This window comes from Paenibacillus assamensis DSM 18201 (genome assembly GCF_000422445.1).
Classification (GTDB): domain Bacteria; phylum Bacillota; class Bacilli; order Paenibacillales; family Paenibacillaceae; genus Paenibacillus_B; species Paenibacillus_B assamensis.
In genome coordinates this window covers 536,946-553,862 of record NZ_AULU01000003.1, presented here as the reverse complement: position 1 = coordinate 553,862, position 16,917 = coordinate 536,946, and the positions used below count along the sequence as shown (strand labels likewise).

At 45.0% G+C, this 16,917-nt stretch carries 11 protein-coding genes and 1 riboswitch; of the genes, 7 read left to right on the top strand and 4 right to left on the bottom strand.

Annotation, left to right across the window (positions count from 1 at the left end):
• Nucleotides 1-25: 25 nt before the first annotated feature.
• Nucleotides 26-217: riboswitch (Lysine riboswitch) on the bottom strand.
• A gap of 154 nt (nt 218-371) precedes the next feature.
• The gene (locus H580_RS0102380) at nt 372-1,058 is read right to left on the bottom strand and encodes a response regulator transcription factor (protein WP_036604308.1); all 687 of its coding nucleotides are present in this window, start codon (nt 1,056-1,058) and stop codon (nt 372-374) included.
• A 110-nt stretch (nt 1,059-1,168) separates the two neighbouring features.
• A complete protein-coding gene (locus tag H580_RS0102375) occupies nt 1,169-2,323 on the bottom strand; it encodes a sensor histidine kinase (RefSeq protein WP_028593363.1) in 1,155 nt (384 codons plus the stop codon).
• A 189-nt stretch (nt 2,324-2,512) separates the two neighbouring features.
• On the opposite strand from H580_RS0102375, the gene H580_RS0102370 reads away from it, so the two are divergent.
• From H580_RS0102370 to H580_RS0102355, 4 genes are all read left to right on the top strand, one after another.
• Nucleotides 2,513-3,460 carry an ABC transporter ATP-binding protein gene (locus H580_RS0102370; RefSeq protein WP_028593362.1) on the top strand — a complete coding sequence of 316 codons (948 nt, stop codon included), beginning with the start codon at nt 2,513-2,515 and terminating at the stop codon, nt 3,458-3,460.
• A gap of 10 nt (nt 3,461-3,470) precedes the next feature.
• Nucleotides 3,471-4,634, top strand: coding sequence for an ABC transporter permease (locus tag H580_RS0102365; protein WP_028593361.1), 1,164 nt, complete (start codon nt 3,471-3,473; stop codon nt 4,632-4,634).
• Nucleotides 4,631-5,764 carry an ABC transporter permease gene (locus H580_RS0102360; RefSeq protein WP_028593360.1) on the top strand — a complete coding sequence of 378 codons (1,134 nt, stop codon included), beginning with the start codon at nt 4,631-4,633 and terminating at the stop codon, nt 5,762-5,764. Before H580_RS0102365 ends, H580_RS0102360 begins: the two co-directional genes overlap by 4 nt.
• A gap of 155 nt (nt 5,765-5,919) precedes the next feature.
• A complete protein-coding gene (locus H580_RS0102355) occupies nt 5,920-7,893 on the top strand; it encodes a methyl-accepting chemotaxis protein (RefSeq protein WP_028593359.1) in 1,974 nt (657 codons plus the stop codon).
• Nucleotides 7,894-8,364: 471 nt separating this feature from the next.
• On the opposite strand, the gene H580_RS0102350 is transcribed toward H580_RS0102355, so the two are convergent.
• Nucleotides 8,365-9,495, bottom strand: coding sequence for a virulence factor (locus tag H580_RS0102350; RefSeq protein ID WP_028593358.1), 1,131 nt, complete (start codon nt 9,493-9,495; stop codon nt 8,365-8,367).
• Between the two features lie 340 nt (nt 9,496-9,835).
• Here H580_RS0102350 and H580_RS0102345 point away from each other — a divergent pair, with 340 nt between their 5' ends.
• Nucleotides 9,836-10,909, top strand: a complete 1,074-nt coding sequence (locus H580_RS0102345; RefSeq protein ID WP_028593357.1) for an MBL fold metallo-hydrolase — start codon at nt 9,836-9,838, stop codon at nt 10,907-10,909.
• A 515-nt stretch (nt 10,910-11,424) separates the two neighbouring features.
• Here H580_RS0102345 and rsgA read toward each other — a convergent pair.
• Nucleotides 11,425-12,351, bottom strand: coding sequence for a ribosome small subunit-dependent GTPase A (rsgA, locus tag H580_RS0102335; RefSeq protein ID WP_281167950.1), 927 nt, complete (start codon nt 12,349-12,351; stop codon nt 11,425-11,427).
• 1,505 nt (nt 12,352-13,856) lie between these two features.
• Between rsgA and H580_RS0102330 the strand changes: the two genes are divergently transcribed.
• Both H580_RS0102330 and H580_RS0102325 read left to right on the top strand, forming a co-directional pair.
• The gene (locus H580_RS0102330; RefSeq protein WP_028593355.1) at nt 13,857-15,476 is read left to right on the top strand and encodes an ABC-F family ATP-binding cassette domain-containing protein; all 1,620 of its coding nucleotides are present in this window, start codon (nt 13,857-13,859) and stop codon (nt 15,474-15,476) included.
• Between the two features lie 537 nt (nt 15,477-16,013).
• On the top strand, nt 16,014-16,883 hold the full coding sequence (locus H580_RS0102325) for a GRP family sugar transporter (RefSeq protein WP_028593354.1): 870 nt from the start codon (nt 16,014-16,016) through the stop codon (nt 16,881-16,883).
• Nucleotides 16,884-16,917 lie beyond the last annotated feature (34 nt).

The window sequence follows — 16,917 nt, the reverse complement described above, 5'->3', positions numbered from 1 at the left end:
TATATTCCGTCTCAACTAGCCCCTTGGTCAAGATAGCGCTCCATAGACGGACGGGTAATCCGAATATGGCAGTGCTGCGCCTTTCGGCAGCAGCCCCAGCCTGCATGTTGGAAGTTAGAACTTTGCAGACTTCGGCGGTTGTTCCTTTCAGTGAAGTTCGTAGACGCTTCCCGTCTCCCTTCACGTACTATTAACATCCGCAACCTCTACCTCACCTTTGGAGTTGATGAGGATTTGAATAATGTTGTTGTTCATATGACAGAAATAATATACACAGTAGTATAAAGCAATCAAAGCAGTTGAGCAATATTGAAAATATTTACTGAAATTTTCATATCAGCAATAAAGTAATGTATTCATAGCGTAAATGATTAGTGACGGCTTAGCTGCTTCCAGTACCAAATGGCTAGTTGTGTTCGGTCGCGAAGCTCCAATTTCGCCAGTATTTCGGTGACATAATTTTTGATCGTTCCTTCACTTAAAAATAAGGTAGAAGCGATCTCACGATTGGACAAGCCGTTCGCAATATGCTGGATAATAGCTTGTTCAGAAGCATTTACAGGATACAACTCCCACTTAGGCTGTTCAGGCACATTTGACTGCGGTACAGGTGCTGATGCCGATGTTCCACTATCGGAATGACGTAACAAGTGTGCGAGTTTAAGTGCGACGGATGAATCCATAAGAACCGACCCGCTATGTACGGTACGTATGGCCTCCATAAGGCGTGATGGCTCGCTATTTTTGAGCAAATAACCACTTGCACCATGCCGCAGTGCATCGACAATATGCTGTTCATCATCGAAAGTGGTCAAAATAAGCACTTTCGCAGCTGGGCACAGCTGCTTGACGAGACGGGTTCCTTCTACACCATCGCCATTTGGCATCCTCATATCCATTAATACCACATCTACAGGCTCTTCAGCAACCAACGCTGCTGCTTCATGGCCGCTACCACAAGTATGGATGACTGCAAAATCTGGCTGGAGCTGACAGATTAGCTTCAAGCTTTCACGTATAAACACATCATCATCGCAGATCATTAATCGAATACTCATCACGGCACCCCCTATTTTCCAGCTTGTTCTGTCTTCGTGATGAAGAGAGCAGCATATGCTCCTAGAATGGAAGCAGAGTAAACATTCGTTTCAATCTCAATTTGAAAGCACTAATCTATGTACTTATGCCGGATAGGTAAACTTGTTTGTATGCAGAACACAGGCTTCAATATGACCTCGATATGTCCGCCCAGGGTATGGGCTCTATCTTGCATGCCTCGAATTCCGATCCCATTTTGAATAGGCGTTAACGGTAGCTGTCCATTATTGGATACTTGTAATACGACTTGGTTGTGCTCATAGTTCAGAACAATAGATGCTTTAGAAGCAGCGCCGTGGCGAATGGCATTCGTCAAAGCTTCACGGGCATTGCGATATAGGGCTATTTCTACGCTGGGATACAGCACATAAGGTATTCCATTTACCTCATAAGCGACATGGAACTTAGCATTTGCGTATTCCTGCTGGAGTCGCTCTAAGGAATAGGAATGAAGCCGATGATCAGAGGGCTTCAGCCTCTTTACCGTTGAACGCATCAGTTCCATGCAAGCTGTAAGCTGCGAACGAACTTCAGTGAACAGTTTGAATGCTTGTTCTTGATTGGATGTGGAAACTTCAACAGAAGCATCCATCATCATTTTGAGACGAATAAATTGGTGCCCCAATTCGTCATGCAGGTCATGTGCGATTCGGCTTCGTTCCTCCGCCTGACTCATTTCTTCTATAGCTCGTGCGTAATGAATCATGTCATGGTTAGACTGCTGAAGTTCATACACTTGCTGGCGGAGCAGGTCATTTTGCAAAATTAAATGCTGCTTTTCCCATTCGTACTGCCTCAAGCCATATAAAAGAATCCCTATTACAGCAGCTATCAAATTGAACTGAATGATATCCGTCCATGAATAATCGCTAAGGGCAGCCAACAGTCCGATCCATGATACGATAAACCCTTTTGCTAACAGGGAAGGGGGCCATGACTTTGGTGCCGTAATCCATGTGGCGATAAATAAAAAGACCAGTAGCGCGGAAAACGTATATATCAAAAATAAGGTATAGATAAGTTCGAGCATAAAGCCAAGCTTTATCCAGTGAGACGGTATCCACATTTGTCTGATTTGGGACAAGCCCAAGTAGAGGAATACATAGAAGAAGAACGCTTCTTGATCGCTCAACCAAACAATTGCGTTATCGGTATAGAGCGCAGCAATTGAAGTGACGATAGTAAGTATGAACTGAATGAGGATCGTAATGTGACGTTTCAACACTGTTCGCTCACCTCCGTGGATAATTATACCACAAACATGTCTGCTCTCCTTTCAATTTATGACTTTAGTCATGGTTAGAAAGTGACCATTTTGACCTGCTTAGGTAGGGAAATCAACGTACGATTAGTACATCCGAGTACGATGAAAGGGACGAGTAGAGACATTAGCCATGATCAGGAGGAGTAGACGTTGAGCATATTAAAAGTGGACCAAATACTAAAACGATTTAATCAGCATGTAGCCGTAGATCATTTGAGCTTTCAGCTTGAAGAGGGAGAAATTTATGGATTGCTCGGTCCAAATGGTGCAGGAAAAAGCACTACGATTCAAATGATCGTCGGTTTGCTTCCGATTGATCAAGGCGATATTTGGGTAGCTGGTCATTCCGTTAAGAACTCTCCGCTGCGTACAAAGGCCAGTCTCGGCTTAGTTCCCCAAGATTTAGCTCTGTATGAGCAAATTTCTGCGCGAGATAATGTACTATTCTTCGGGAAATTGTATGGGCTTAAAGGTAAGCAGCTTCAAGAGCAGACAGATGAGGCTTTGGCTAGAGTAGGATTAACAGAGCGGCAATATGATAAGCCCGCTTCTTACTCGGGTGGGATGAAGCGGCGACTTAACATTGCCTGTGCGATTGCACATCGTCCGCGCATCATTATTATGGATGAGCCAACGGTAGGAATTGACCCGCATTCCCGTAATCATATTTTAGAGTCTGTCCGCAAATTAAATGAAGACGGATCTACGATTATATATACAAGTCACTATATGGAGGAAGTATCCGCGATCTCCACACGGATTGGCATTATGAACGAAGGCCGACTTATTGCACAGGGTACAGAGGAAGAATTGAGGCAGCAGATTGGCTCTGATGATAAAGTCCGGGTTGAATTTTTCCCTGTTTCTGATCAGCAGGTACGGGAGGCTGTGCTTGAGCTTAAGCGTCATCCGTCTGTTCTGCAAGTGACAGAGCAGGGAACCTCTTTAGAATTAATACTGCCGCATGGGGAAGAGAGCTTGCAGGATATTTTGTTCATTTTAAGCAAACATGCAGTTCCTGTCCGTACCATTAGGCGTGAGCAGCCAAGCTTGGAGACGTTGTTCCTTACTCTGACAGGGCGCCAGCTGCGTGACTAGGGGGATACAGATGCGTTGGTTAACGATTGCTCTTCATGAGATTCGAATGAACTTTTCTCAAAAAAGCATTATTTTTGTTATTTTCATTATGCCGCTAATCTTAATATTTGTACTAGGTTCCTCCTTGTCTGGGATGAATATGTTCAAGCAATCGGATGTTGAGGTAGATCAAGTACACGCTGGTGTTGTAGTAGGTGAAAATAGTCCGCTGCAGCAAGCATTCGAGGATTGGGCTGAGCATGCAAAAGTGAAGAAATATGCATTGTTTCAGCGATATGAGACGGAAGAAGAACTGAGACGCGATGTCAAAAGTCAGATCGTTGAGTATGGCATTATCCTCCCTTCCCTCTCAGAGGGATTGGAACCAATCTCAATTACAGCTGTTCAAGGTACGCTAACGATCACCAACCTAACGATGGAAACGCTGATCGATTCCTTTAATGCTGAAGTAGGCAAAACGATAGCAGCCATGAAACGTGGGGTTGATCCCGCCCAACTGGAAGAGCTTAGGGCAGTAGAAGTGTTTGCTTCTCCAACTGCTGAGGCAGCGATCGTTAAGGTAAACTCGTCTAATACGAAAATGGTAACTGCCATTCAGTATTATGCTGTCGCGATGCTAGTCATGTTCTCGTTGTATACAGGGCGAGGGCTTGCAGAGTCCTTGTATCATGATCGCCTTAATCAAACCTTGCACCGCACAGTGGCTTCGCCCATACGTATGGTTGATTTCGTAGGCGGTAGAATGTTGGGCCATTTCCTTTTTGGCATGCTTCAGTCTGCATTTATTATTGGATTTTCATCTATTGTATATGGGGTGGATTGGGGATACTCGACACTAGTGACGCTCGTAGTATGCGCGCTCGTGTTAACGTGTTCCTTGAGCTTAGGATTGATCGCGGCAACTTGGTTCAAATCCCAGCAAGCGATGAAAACGTTTCTTGAAACGGTCATTGTATTTATGACGGCAGTAAGTGGAGGTTTTTTTGCGATACCGGCCGTACAACACAGTGTGGGCAGCTTTACGATTTCATACTGGGGAATGGAGCTGTTGACGGGTGTAATGAAGGGTGAGGGTTGGAGTGAAATGTGGTTCGGGTTAAGCGTACTAGCAGGAATTGCTTGTGTGCTATGTACATTTTCTCTTATTTTCGTACGAAAGGCGGTAGTGCGATGAGTGCGCTGAAAATTGCACAGTTTTACATCCATCGAATGTTAGTGAACAAACGCGCATGGTGGCTCACTTTCGTTCTGCCTACTGTAGTCGTAGTATTTATGATGGTCATAACGATAACGAATATCGTGCCTGTCGTTGTCTGGTATGATGAAGACCAGTCTGTATGGAGCAAACAGTTGAAAAATCAATTAGATGAGCGATTTGAAGTCGTATTAGCAGCTAATCATGCCGAGATGAAGCAGAGTGCCGAGAAATCAGGCTTCGGTATATTTATTCCTGCTTCCTATAGTGAATCCTTGTTGGGAAGAGCAGCTCCTCAAGTCGAGATGTATCAAAAAAGTTTGAGTGAGCAGTCCGCACTTGTAAAGCTCGCAGTTGAACAGTTTGTACAAGAGCAGCAATTGTTTCTGTCTGATATGGAGCGATTGGAGCAGGGCAAGAAGTTAGCTCCAGACCAAATGGCGACGCGCTATGAACAATATTTACAAGAAAGGCCTGTACTGAAGATTGAATCGAGCAAATCAGCCTCTTCCGTATCTATGCGAATGGCGATGGGCATCTTCCTAATGTTTATTTTTATGAATGCACTACAGGCAGTGAGTGTCATGATCGAAGATAGGCACAATCGTACGATGCTTCGTGCCTATGCAGCGCCAGTAAGGAATGCGGAAATTTCTTTCGGTTATTTTATGGGGGCATTTGCGAACGGGACGATACAGATATCGATTGTATTGGGTATTGTCCATCTCCTCTTAGGTTCTCGTATCGCTACTTCAATTGGAGAACAATTTCTATTATTGGAATTGTATTTGTTAGCGATACTTGGGGCTCTATGTATGGTTAGCGCCTTCTTGACGGATATGAAGCGATTTACACAGGTTGGCTATGGAATTATTGTACCTACATGTATGATAGGTGGTTGCTTCTGGCCGGTCTATATTATGGAGCCGTATATGCAGCGCATATCCTACTATGTCCCTCAGCGTTGGGTATTGGATGCCATTGATAAGTTGGAAGCGGGAGCTGCTTTGGAGGCTGTTCTGCTGCCGATAGGTGTGTTACTGCTGTTCACGATTATTTTTCTCGGAGTGGGTGTATCTACGTTCCGGCCTGCTGTAAGAGAGGGCTAGCTGTTCAACCAACAACCGAAGGAAGAAATCAATTATAAAGTGTTACATATTGTAAAATGGATGGAAAGGTCTTCTATACATTTTTGTCGAATTACCGATATATATAGTATGGGCATCTATGGAAACTACTAATCGGAGACAAAGGGGTAAGGGCCTTGAAACTCAATCTACGTACATGGACAATTGGCAACTCACTTAAGAAGAAAGTTTCAGTAGTTATTTTCACACTGATTTTACTACCTACTATTGGCCTTATCTGGATGCTTACGAACAGCGCTACAAATGAATTGTCTACATCTCAGAAGTCGCAAGTTACAAAAATGTCTGGAACGATGACCGAATCCATTAACGCGATGTTCGATGACTACGTATTTGCTTTTCAAGCCTTGGAGAAATCATTGCCGGATATCCGAACGAATGATGCTCAACTGCAATTTAGATTGACCACAATGGATAAGGACACCGATAAAATTCTTGCCTCCTATGTAGTGCTCGATGGCAGACTGCATCATAGTGATGGTGTGCAAGGAGCAGAAAGCTATAATAAACAGCCGTGGTATACCGAAGCGTTAGCCCAGCCAAGCAAAATTATTACTTCCAAAGTCCGTAAGGATAGTGAAGGAAGGATGGTCATTACGTTCTCGCGTACATTGAGCGATGGCAGCGGTGTGATGGGGCTGGATGTAAATACACTGCGATTGGCAGAGATGGCTTCGAGCTTTAAGATTGGTGAAAATGGATATATTGCACTTTTGGATGAATTCAACCAAGTTATTGTTCATCCTGATTATCCGCCAGGTTCAATCCTAGAAGGAGAAGCGTATGCTGCTCTGATGGCGTCCCCGCAAGGAGAGCTTATGGTAGACAGTGAGCAGGCTGAAATGTTTGTTTCCTTTAACCGCGACAATAAGTTGAAGCTTAATGTCGTTGGGGTTATGGATGAAGGGGAGATTAAACAAGTACAGAATCAACTGTATCGAGAAGCGCTTCTCTATTTGGGACTTATTTTACTATTTATATCTATCGGCGTAATTGCCTTTATTCAATCGATTCTACTGCCTATTATTCGTCTTCAGCAAATGTCGAAGCGAATTGCGGATGGTGAGTTGGATGTTCGGGTGAACACGAGCCAGCGTAATGATGAGATTGGGATGTTGGAAAGTCAATTCAATACAATGGCATTGTCACTAGCAAATGTAATGCGTGAGCTTCGAGATACAGCGAATACATTAGCAGCTTCCTCGGAACAGTTGTCAGCCAATTCAGAGGAGAACGTAGCATCGCTACAACAAGTAGCAGCTTCTTACGAAGAGATCAATAACCGTTCTGATCGTATGAAAAAGGAGTTAATAAGTGTTAACGAGATGGCTTCTCAAGCTGACGGTAAACTACGGAATGTCGTCGAACTTGTACAACATTCTGCTGCCCATGCAAATCAGATTCAATCTTGGGCAGTGGAGGGGGAGCATTCCTTACGTGTCGTAAATGAACAGATGTCAACGATTATGGATAATACACATCAGGTTCAGACGGAAACGGATGCTTTGCAGGAGAAATCCAAAACGATACAAACGATCGTCGGATTTATACAGAACTTGTCTCAGCAAATTCACCTGCTTGCGTTGAATGCAGCAATTGAAGCTGCACATGCCGGTGAGCAAGGTAGGGGCTTTGCAGTCGTAGCGAACGAAGTTCGCAAATTAGCGGGACAAGCCCAGCAGGCGACGGAACAAATTACAGCATTAGTTGAAGAGATTGGCATTCGGACAGATGCAGTTGCACAAGCGATGGTCGAAGGAACAGAGTCGGTTAACGGGGGCAAACAGCTCACGAACTCACTTACAGAGCGTTTGACAGAAATGTTTGAAGTAATTCAGGCGGTTAGCGAGCAGTTGACGAATGCAGCTGCGGTGAGTGAGGATCTGGCACACACGAATCGTGAAATGATTCATTCATTCGACGGATCGCTTGAAGTGACGGAAAAAGTAGCTGCGGAGATTGAGACGCTGGCTGCGGTAAGTGAGCAGCAAAATGCGGCGATGCAGGATATTGCTGCTTCTGCTAATCATTTGGCCTCTATTGCGGATGACTTGCAGCAGGTGACAAGCCGTTATAAGTTGGAATCGTAAGGATGGAAGTGGATACATTAGAAGAAGAGTTCAGTAACCGGTAGAGCTTCCATAAGTAAAATAATGTGCACCCTTAGACATGGACATAGGGCTATCCTATGCTAATCCATGGCAAGAACTAAGGGTGCTTTTTTGTTTTTATGCTGTAATAGATAGATAGGATATAGATGCTCCACAGAATGATGTTTATGATGGGCATTGTGATGGAGCCATCGTTGTTAATGGCATGAATGAGCTGATAGATACCTAGCGTCAGTCCTGAAAATCCACATATAAAAACAAACCAAATATTGAATGTTCGCATCTCTTTTACCTCAATTTATTAGGTTAGAACGACTGAAAAATGGTTGGAATTGAAAAAAGCTGACGTCGGTTGAGTATCGTCGTCAGCTTCGTTCTTTCATGATAGGGTATGTTAGATGTTATTTATTATTTATGTTTTCTACTTACGTAGAAACTTGAAAAGTCAGATTATTCTCGAGCACGCGTCATTTGCTGCCATACTGTACCCGCTGCTTCTTCGCCAGACTGGATTCGTTCCAAAGCCATACGGGATTGCAAGGCAACCTCGAACTCAGTATCTTCCTGAGCGTCCGTTAACGCTTGTACAGCACGCTCATCCCCTAGATCGTACAGGTAGCGGGCAGCACGCCAGCGAACAAGTTTGTTCTTATCTTTCAACGCGGTAATCATCGGTTCCATCGCTTGAATATCACCGATATCAGATAATGTATCGCCGGCTGTTCGTCTTACGCTCACGGAAGCATCCTTTAAGGCGTGGATTAACAGTGGCATAACCTCGTCAGTCTTAATCTCCCCGAGATAGACGACTACTTGGCGGCGAATTTGGCTATGTTCATCTTCGATCAACTTCTCCAACAGCGGCAAATTAGCTGCCTCTGGTTCCAACTGTTCCAGTGCAGCATAGCGCTTGCGCCAGTCGCTATCTTGAAGTCCAGCTTCGATAGCAGCTTGATCCCAAGCAATGCGCTCCTCAACGAATGGCTCGTTGGATTGCTTCGACTCGATTGCTTGCTTGATGACAGACTGAAGTCTCTCATCCGTGTATGTTGCCTCGAGTTCTTGCTCAACTTCACGTGCAATCGTCGGAAGATCACCGTAGCGAGTGCCATATACGCTAAGCTTGCGCTCTTTGATCAAGGTAGCGCTGGCAACTTCTTGGACAGCCTTCACGAATCGTTCACTTAGACCAATGCGCTCTTCTTGCCCGCCCGCTTGGACACGAATTTGCATCGGGATTCCACGGAAATATTGCACATATACATGTGCCTCTCCGAAGCTATAGTTTCCAGGCTCTTCTTCAGATGCAGAACCTTGTTCTTGAGACCAGCCAAATATATCTTGAACTTGACGTAAGATGACAGCCCAATCGTGACTTGGCTTGCGATCAAGCGCAATAAAGTCAGCGGTATGGAACAGACTCTTTACGCCGTCAATTTCTAATAATTGTTGAATCAAACGAGGCGCATTTTGTTTGTGCTCGGGCGTATACGTACGTCTAACGCCTTCTTCCAGTCGCTCGTCCAAGTCAAGCTTCATACTATTTGGACTTGGTGTAGGTTCGATACGAATGAGTTTCATCTAGAATCCTCCTTACTTGATGCGAGTACATTTATTGTACATGAATGAGCGTGAGGCTACAATGAATCAAGTAGCCGAAGTAGGGGTATAACGTACTTAACAAGCATATTGGAGTGTCGTTGGAAATGACGTTCCTCACATGATACGATAGTACAACAATGAGTGTCAGTGAATAATACCTGTTCTATGATCGCATTCGCGAGCTGTTTGTACACGTATAATTTAATTGATTAACAGGTGCGTTATTTTATAATAAGTTTGCTCATTTTTAGATGAAAACATAGAACAATAGTGCGTGTAAGGTAAATATGGTTAACATAAATAACGGAGAGGTGAAGGCATGTTACGCTCTAGAACAACTCGGAAATATCACAATATGGATAACGTTATGACCGAGAAGACGTGGAAGCAGTTCAAGCGTTGGCGTTCGGAGCGACGTTTGCGTCTCCGCAAGAAGGACTATTCCTACGTCATTCCTCATGTGGAGCCTAACTTGGCTGCATTGAACGACAATCGATCGAATACGACGATTACTTGGATTGGTCATTCTACCTTTTTACTGCAAATCGGGGGACTTAATATCGTTACTGATCCGGTATGGGCGATGAAAATGGCATTAGAGAAAAGGCTAAGCCCTCCAGGTATTCCGATACAGGACATGCCTGAACTGGATGTTGTATTGATTTCTCATTCCCATTACGACCATTTGCATGTTGCGTCTCTTCGTCAACTCGTTACAGAGCAAACGATTATTATTGTTCCTGCCGGTTTAAAAGGGAAATTGGCCCGTAAAGGATTCCGAAATATTATGGAACTGAAGTGGTGGGAATCGATCCAAGTGGATCAAGTTTCCATAACATTCGTGCCTGCTCAGCACTGGACTAGACGCTCTTTGACCGATATGAATCGCTCGCACTGGGGTGGATATGTGCTGGAACGCGGGGGGGATGTGGATGAGAACGAACCGTTCGCAAATCTAGACCGATCCGAGGAAACAGTGGAGAAGCGAATTAGCTATAAAACAGATGCTGCGAAGCATGTAGATGATGTAAGCACGCTCTACTTTGCTGGGGACAGCGGATACTTTCGCGGGTTCAAAGAAATCGGAGAGCGGTTCGATATTGATGTAGCCTTGATGCCAATTGGCGCTTACGAGCCGGAATGGTTTATGAATGCGCAGCATGTTAATCCAGAAGAAGCGCTGCAAGCATTTCTAGATGTACGTGCTAAGCTGATGATACCGATGCATTACGGTGCTTTCAAATTGGCGGATGATACGCCAAAAGAAGCGATAGACCGCTTAATGGCAGAGCGAGAGCGTCTAGGTATTGAGCCTGAACGTGTACGCTTGCTCATGCTAGGTGACATGTGGGAGGGCGCGCAGCTGCCTATAATATCGGGCAGTGAAGCGTAATACAGTTGCCTGTGGAATCGGGTAGTGAACCACCTTGCTGAACTATGGGCGGCATGTGAAGGTAACAAGTTAGAAGTGGGGCTTGAAAGGGTTAAGCGGGCCTTGGGTTGGATTCTGATTGATTCTGATTGCAATATGGATAGACTTGAGGGCAAAGTACTGAAAGTTAAGTGTTGAACGCTAAGTACGCTAAGTGCTAAAACTTAAAGAAAAACGAGAAAGAGATAAGTGCAACTTCTATCAGTCAAATGCTAAGTGCCGAGTGTCAAAAGCCTAAGCCCAAAGCTAAAAACCAAAAACCAAAAACTAAAAGCCGAAAGCTAAACCCAAAAGTTCCTAGTCGTATATAAAATAATAGGGCTATCCTATAGCAGCTTGATCGATCTAGTTGCTGAGGATAGCCCTATTTGATAGTGTTTGAAGCTTTATTGATTGTGTTCCATTTTTATAGCATTACTTGCATATTGAGCTTCGAATTAAATAAGAACACGAATGGATTCTTACCAATATGTGAATTACCGCTTCGTTTTATGGCGCTGCGCAGCTTTCACATGTTTAGAGAGCTTTTTCGCCGCCTCATTCATAACCCGCCTAGCCTGTGAGTTTTCGCGGCGTTCTGCATAAGCCAGTTCACGTTGGAGCTTACGATAAGCCTGCAAGCGACCTGGCTCCAATTCACCTGTTTCGATAGCAGTGTTTACTGCGCAGCCGGGCTCCTGTTCATGACGGCAGTCGCGATAGCGGCAATGTTCAGCGAACGATTCAACATCTTGAAACGTTTGCGTAATGCCGTGACCAAATTCTTCATCGCTTCCTGTAACGAGACCGACCTCGCGCATACCCGGTGTGTCGATGAGCCACGACCCGTTAGGAAGTGCCATTAGTTCGCGATGTGTTGTCGTATGGCGACCTCGATTGTCGTCTTCACGTACAGCTTGCGTTGCCATTCTCGTGGAGCCTGTTAGGGCGTTCGCGAGCGTGGACTTGCCTACTCCGGAGGAGCCGACAAGTACGATGGTTGAGCCGGGTGCTAAATAGGCAAGTAGGAGGTCGATGCCTGTGCCGTTCTGTGCTGACACGGTGAACACGTCGGCGCCTGGCACTGCCTGCATCGCCTGTGCGACGAATGCGGATTGTTCCGCAGCGTCAGCGACTGCGTCTGCTTTGGTGAGCACGACAGCTGGCATAGCCCCGCTGTCGTAAGCAAGCGCGGCATATCGCTCCAGCCGCCGCGGCTCGAAGTCGCTCGTCATCGATGTGACGAGCAATGCCGTATCGGCATTGGCCGCGACGACCTGTGCGTCGGACCGCGAGCCCGCGACTTTGCGCGCGAAGCGCGTGCGCCGCGGCAGCACGCCTGCGAGCACTGCGCGGCCATCGGCTGGCCGTGGGACGACAGCAACCCAGTCGCCCACAGCCGGCCAATCCGCAGGCGTCAGCATGCTCGCCCGCGCTTGGCCTGACGGCTCGGCGAGCCATTCGCCGCCGGCGCCGAACACGCGGTACAGGCGCTTGTGCGATAGCGCCACGCGCGCCGGTACCCATGCTTCCCTGTAGCGGCGATGCACCGCTTCGGGCATGGACTCCTCCCAAGCACGCCATGCTGCGTCCCAGGATTCGTCCCAGCCAAGCGCTTCCAGCGTGTAATTCAACGCTTGCGCCGCGTCAGTTGCACTGCCTCCAACTGTATCGCCGCCTACCGCGTCGTCACCAACTGCACCGTCGCCAACTGCGGCGCTGTCAGCCAACGCACCAACGCTCAAAGACTCAGTTACATTCGCTAGCAAGCCTGATGTTTGTTTGCTGTCATCACCGTCATTAGCGTTATTAGCATCTTTGTCTTTATCAGTCACCTGTGGCGCCTCGACGTCTGCTGTACCCTCTGCATTTGATGAGCAAGCATCGGGATGACCTATATTTTCAAAATTTAAAGTATTCGTATCGTTATTCTCGTCTGTAAAATTTGCTGCCTGTTCATGTGATTCATTTGCATTAACATTAAATTGGTTCAATGTGATTCTCCCTTTGTGTGTTGGATTAGACATAAGTGACAGAACGACACAAGTAAATGGGAGAATCCCGCTTGGATACACCTTAGCGGTAGTATTATTTTTTTCTCTACGTGCAGCACGTATTCAAACAATTGGTTTTGGCATGACGATCATCCTGGCTTTCATAGTCAGGCAAGCATCATACATTCGGTTGCACGAAGTGCTAAGGGGCCAACGGAATCTCCCTCATATTAAAAACGGTGCTCATATAACATCACTCACTTTCTTGTTAGATACTTTTATTATAGCTTCTGTAAAATAACATGGAAAGATGTGTATTCCCAAATAAGTTAACAGCAGAGCGGCTTAAGTGTGGCATCGTACGAATTGAGTATAGGAATCGCGCTCCTAACCAATGAATTTACTACAATAATGGAGTGTTATGTATCGCTCCGATAGAGTGGATGTACTGCACGAATCCAGCATAAGAATCGTTCTGATCGAGTTGATGCACCGAACTGACAAAAATGCAGGTAATTTGTCTGGAAATGTCCGTATTTGGGGATCTTCTGGACAAAAGTGCATTTATTTTAGCGACTTTTTCGTAAATAGAGTCTAATCGATAAAAATAACTGCATTTTTGTCTTTATTTATCGGAAAATTACGTTTTCTGCTTTATTTAACTGCACATTTGTCCATTCCACCATAATCCGTCTAGTTGGTCACTTAATAAGTAGAACTACTCGCCCATCTGACATAGTTCTACGCTTACTTAGCTATCTGAAAATCAAATATATGCACCAAATAAACTCATTTACATTTGTTTTTCTCCATAAAGCTAACAATAACAATCAATATTTGGCATTCATTTTGTTTCTATTTGGTTTCATGCTTTTTTCATTTAAATGTGTTATAATGTTCGCTTAAGACTATTAAGAATAGGGGACGGTTTAACGATGATTAATACGACAGGCGTTACGCTTCGTTACGGCAAGCGCGCATTGTTCGAAGATGTGAATATTAAGTTCACGCCGGGCAACTGCTACGGGCTTATCGGTGCTAACGGTGCTGGCAAATCGACCTTTTTAAAAATATTATCTGGTGAAATCGAGCCAAACAGCGGCGATGTACACATTGCGTCAAGCGACCGCTTATCCGTATTGAAGCAGGACCATTATGCATATGACGAGTTCAAAGTACTTGATACAGTTATGATGGGACACGAGCGTCTTTACTCGATCATGAAAGAGAAAGATGCGTTGTATGCAAAGACAGACTTTACTGAAGAAGACGGTATGCGTGCGGGTGAGTTGGAAGGCGAATTCGCAGAACTTAACGGTTGGGAAGCAGAGTCTGACGCAGCAGAGATGTTGATCGGTCTAGGCATTCATAGAGACTGGCACGACAAGCTTATGTCTGAAATTGATGGCAGCGAGAAAGTTCGCGTTCTCTTGGCGCAAGCTTTGTTCGGTCGTCCGAACATCTTGCTCCTTGATGAGCCGACGAACCACTTGGATCTAGAATCCATTAAGTGGTTGGAGAGCTTCTTGATGGATTATGAAGGTACAGTTATTGTAGTATCCCATGACCGTCACTTCTTGAACAAAGTTTGTACGCACATTGCTGACATCGACTTCGGTAAGATTCAGCTTTATGCAGGTAACTATGACTTCTGGTACGAGTCCAGCCAATTGGCACAAACGATGATGCGTGACCAGAACAAGAAGAAGGAAGAGAAGATTAAGGAATTGCAGGCGTTCATCCAGCGCTTTAGCGCGAATGCATCCAAGTCCAAGCAAGCAACTTCTCGTAAGAAAATGCTCGACAAGATTACACTTGACGACATTCGTCCTTCGAACCGTAAATATCCGTTCATCAACTTCAAGTCTGACCGCGAAGCTGGTAAGCAGCTTCTTACGATCGAAGGCTTGTCCAAAACAGTTGAAGGCGAGAAGCTGTTCGAGAACTTGCACCTTATTGTTAACAAAGGCGACAAGATCGCACTTGTTGGACCAAACGGTCTAATCAAAACAACATTGATGCAAATTTTGATGGGTGAAGTAGAACCTGATGCTGGTACATTCAGCTGGGGAATTACAACATCGCAAGCTTATTTCCCGAAAGACAACTCGGTGTACTTCGATGGCGTGAACGATTCTTTGGTAGACTGGCTTCGTCAGTATTCCAAAGATCAAGACGAGACGTTCTTGCGTGGATTCCTGGGTCGTATGCTATTCTCAGGCGAAGAAGCATTGAAGAAAGCAAGCGTATTGTCCGGGGGAGAGAAAGTTCGCTGTATGTTGTCTAAAATGATGATGACAGGTGCAAACGTGCTTCTGTTGGATGAGCCAACGAACCACTTGGATCTAGAATCCATTACGGCACTCAACAATGGACTTATCGACTTCGATGGTACGATGTTGTTCACGTCTCATGACCATCAGTTCATGCAGACAATCGCGAACCGTATCATTGAGATTACGCCGAACGGTATTATCGATCGCGTAACGTCTTATGATGAATACCTTGAGAGCGACGAGATTAAAGAACTTCGTAAGAAATTGTACGCAGAATAGAAGTTCGCAGCAGTTCATGAATTTCTACTTTGTATCTCTGAGCTAACGAATATAGCTTAACGGTAATGGCAATGCAGCAGTAAGCGGCAATACATGCAGTGCAGTGACTCAAGCAAGTGTGGCAGATTATTTTCTTAGGGAAGACGCTCCGCTTCAAGGCAAGTCGAAGCAGGGGCGTCTTTTTTGTTGCTTCATTTTAAAAATGTTATCGATAACTCGAAGAATTGGCACCGACGCTTACAGGTTTGCTGCATAAAGTCTGCTACATAAACAATAAGGCAGCTTTTCTTAACATTTTAACTCGATGCTCATGTTTGGTTTCATCATTTTCGGCAGGATCAACTGTGTCAGATGATTATAAATGCTGGGCGATGTTTACACTATCCTTAAGGATGATGTGGCTGCGGTTGGTACTAGGCTTCATAGTTTCGCTTATGTGGAATTTGTAGCTAAGAAATGATTGTTAGATTTTATTTTGGCTTTGTATAAAAATAAATACTGATTCGTTCGTGATAGCGATGGAAGGAAAATAGGATAATGGATATTTTATTGGCTCTTGTCCCCGCATTATTCTGGGGAACGTTATTGCTTGTCAGCTCCAAACTTGGAGGTAAAGCGCATCATCAACTCGTCGGTATGACATTTGGTGCTCTATTGTTTGCGATTGGAATTTATCTCTTTAAGCAGCCTGAATTGTCCACAACGATATGGATTGCTGGTATTGTTTCTGGTGTATGTTGGGCACTTGGTCAATACAATCAGTTCTCTGCGGTTCAATATTTAGGTGTATCTCGTACCGTTCCTATCTCGACAGGTATGCAGTTGGTTGTAACGACATTGTTCGGCGTTATCGTGTTCGGTGAATGGTCTACGACAACTTCTGTCATTCTAGGCATTATTGCGATTGTTCTTCTTATTATCGGAGTTGTATGTACCGTTGTGGAAGACAAGCAAGCGAATACACAAGGAACGCAGATTAGTGGCGGCAGTCAGATGAAAAAGGGAATTGTGCATCTGGTTATTTCCACAGTCGGTTTTGTTGGATATGTTATTATTCTTCGTTGGTTTGAAGTGGATGGCTGGGCAGCGATTCTGCCGCAAGCAATCGGTATGGTGCTGGGTGGACTGTTGTTAACGTTGAAACATAAGCCATTTAACAAATACACATTCCGTAACATCTTGACAGGTGCTTGGTGGGGAGCTGGTAACCTTGCATTGCTTCTATCGATCCCGCTTATCGGCGTAGCAACAAGTTTCTCCTTGTCACAGACGGGTACGATTATTTCTACGCTGGGTGGTATCTTCCTACTTAATGAGAGGAAGTCCAAGCGTCAAATGGTATTCGTTATTATTGGCTGTCTGCTTATCGTAGTAGGTGGCGTGATGATCGGATTTACAAAGGAATAGCAACATCAATATAGAACAGAGAGGTTCTCTTTCG

Excerpts from the sequence above, each read along its gene's own strand:
- H580_RS0102380 (WP_036604308.1), bottom strand. The coding sequence starts at position 1,058 with ATGAGTATTCGATTAATGATCTGCGATGATGATGTGTTTATACGTGAA.
- H580_RS0102365 (WP_028593361.1), top strand. The coding sequence starts at position 3,471 with ATGCGTTGGTTAACGATTGCTCTTCATGAGATTCGAATGAACTTTTCT.
- H580_RS0102360 (WP_028593360.1), top strand. The coding sequence starts at position 4,631 with ATGAGTGCGCTGAAAATTGCACAGTTTTACATCCATCGAATGTTAGTG.
- H580_RS0102350 (WP_028593358.1), bottom strand. The coding sequence starts at position 9,495 with ATGAAACTCATTCGTATCGAACCTACACCAAGTCCAAATAGTATGAAG.
- H580_RS0102345 (WP_028593357.1), top strand. The coding sequence starts at position 9,836 with ATGTTACGCTCTAGAACAACTCGGAAATATCACAATATGGATAACGTT.
- rsgA (WP_281167950.1), bottom strand. The coding sequence starts at position 12,351 with ATGCTGACGCCTGCGGATTGGCCGGCTGTGGGCGACTGGGTTGCTGTC.
- H580_RS0102330 (WP_028593355.1), top strand. The coding sequence starts at position 13,857 with ATGATTAATACGACAGGCGTTACGCTTCGTTACGGCAAGCGCGCATTG.
- H580_RS0102325 (WP_028593354.1), top strand. The coding sequence starts at position 16,014 with ATGGATATTTTATTGGCTCTTGTCCCCGCATTATTCTGGGGAACGTTA.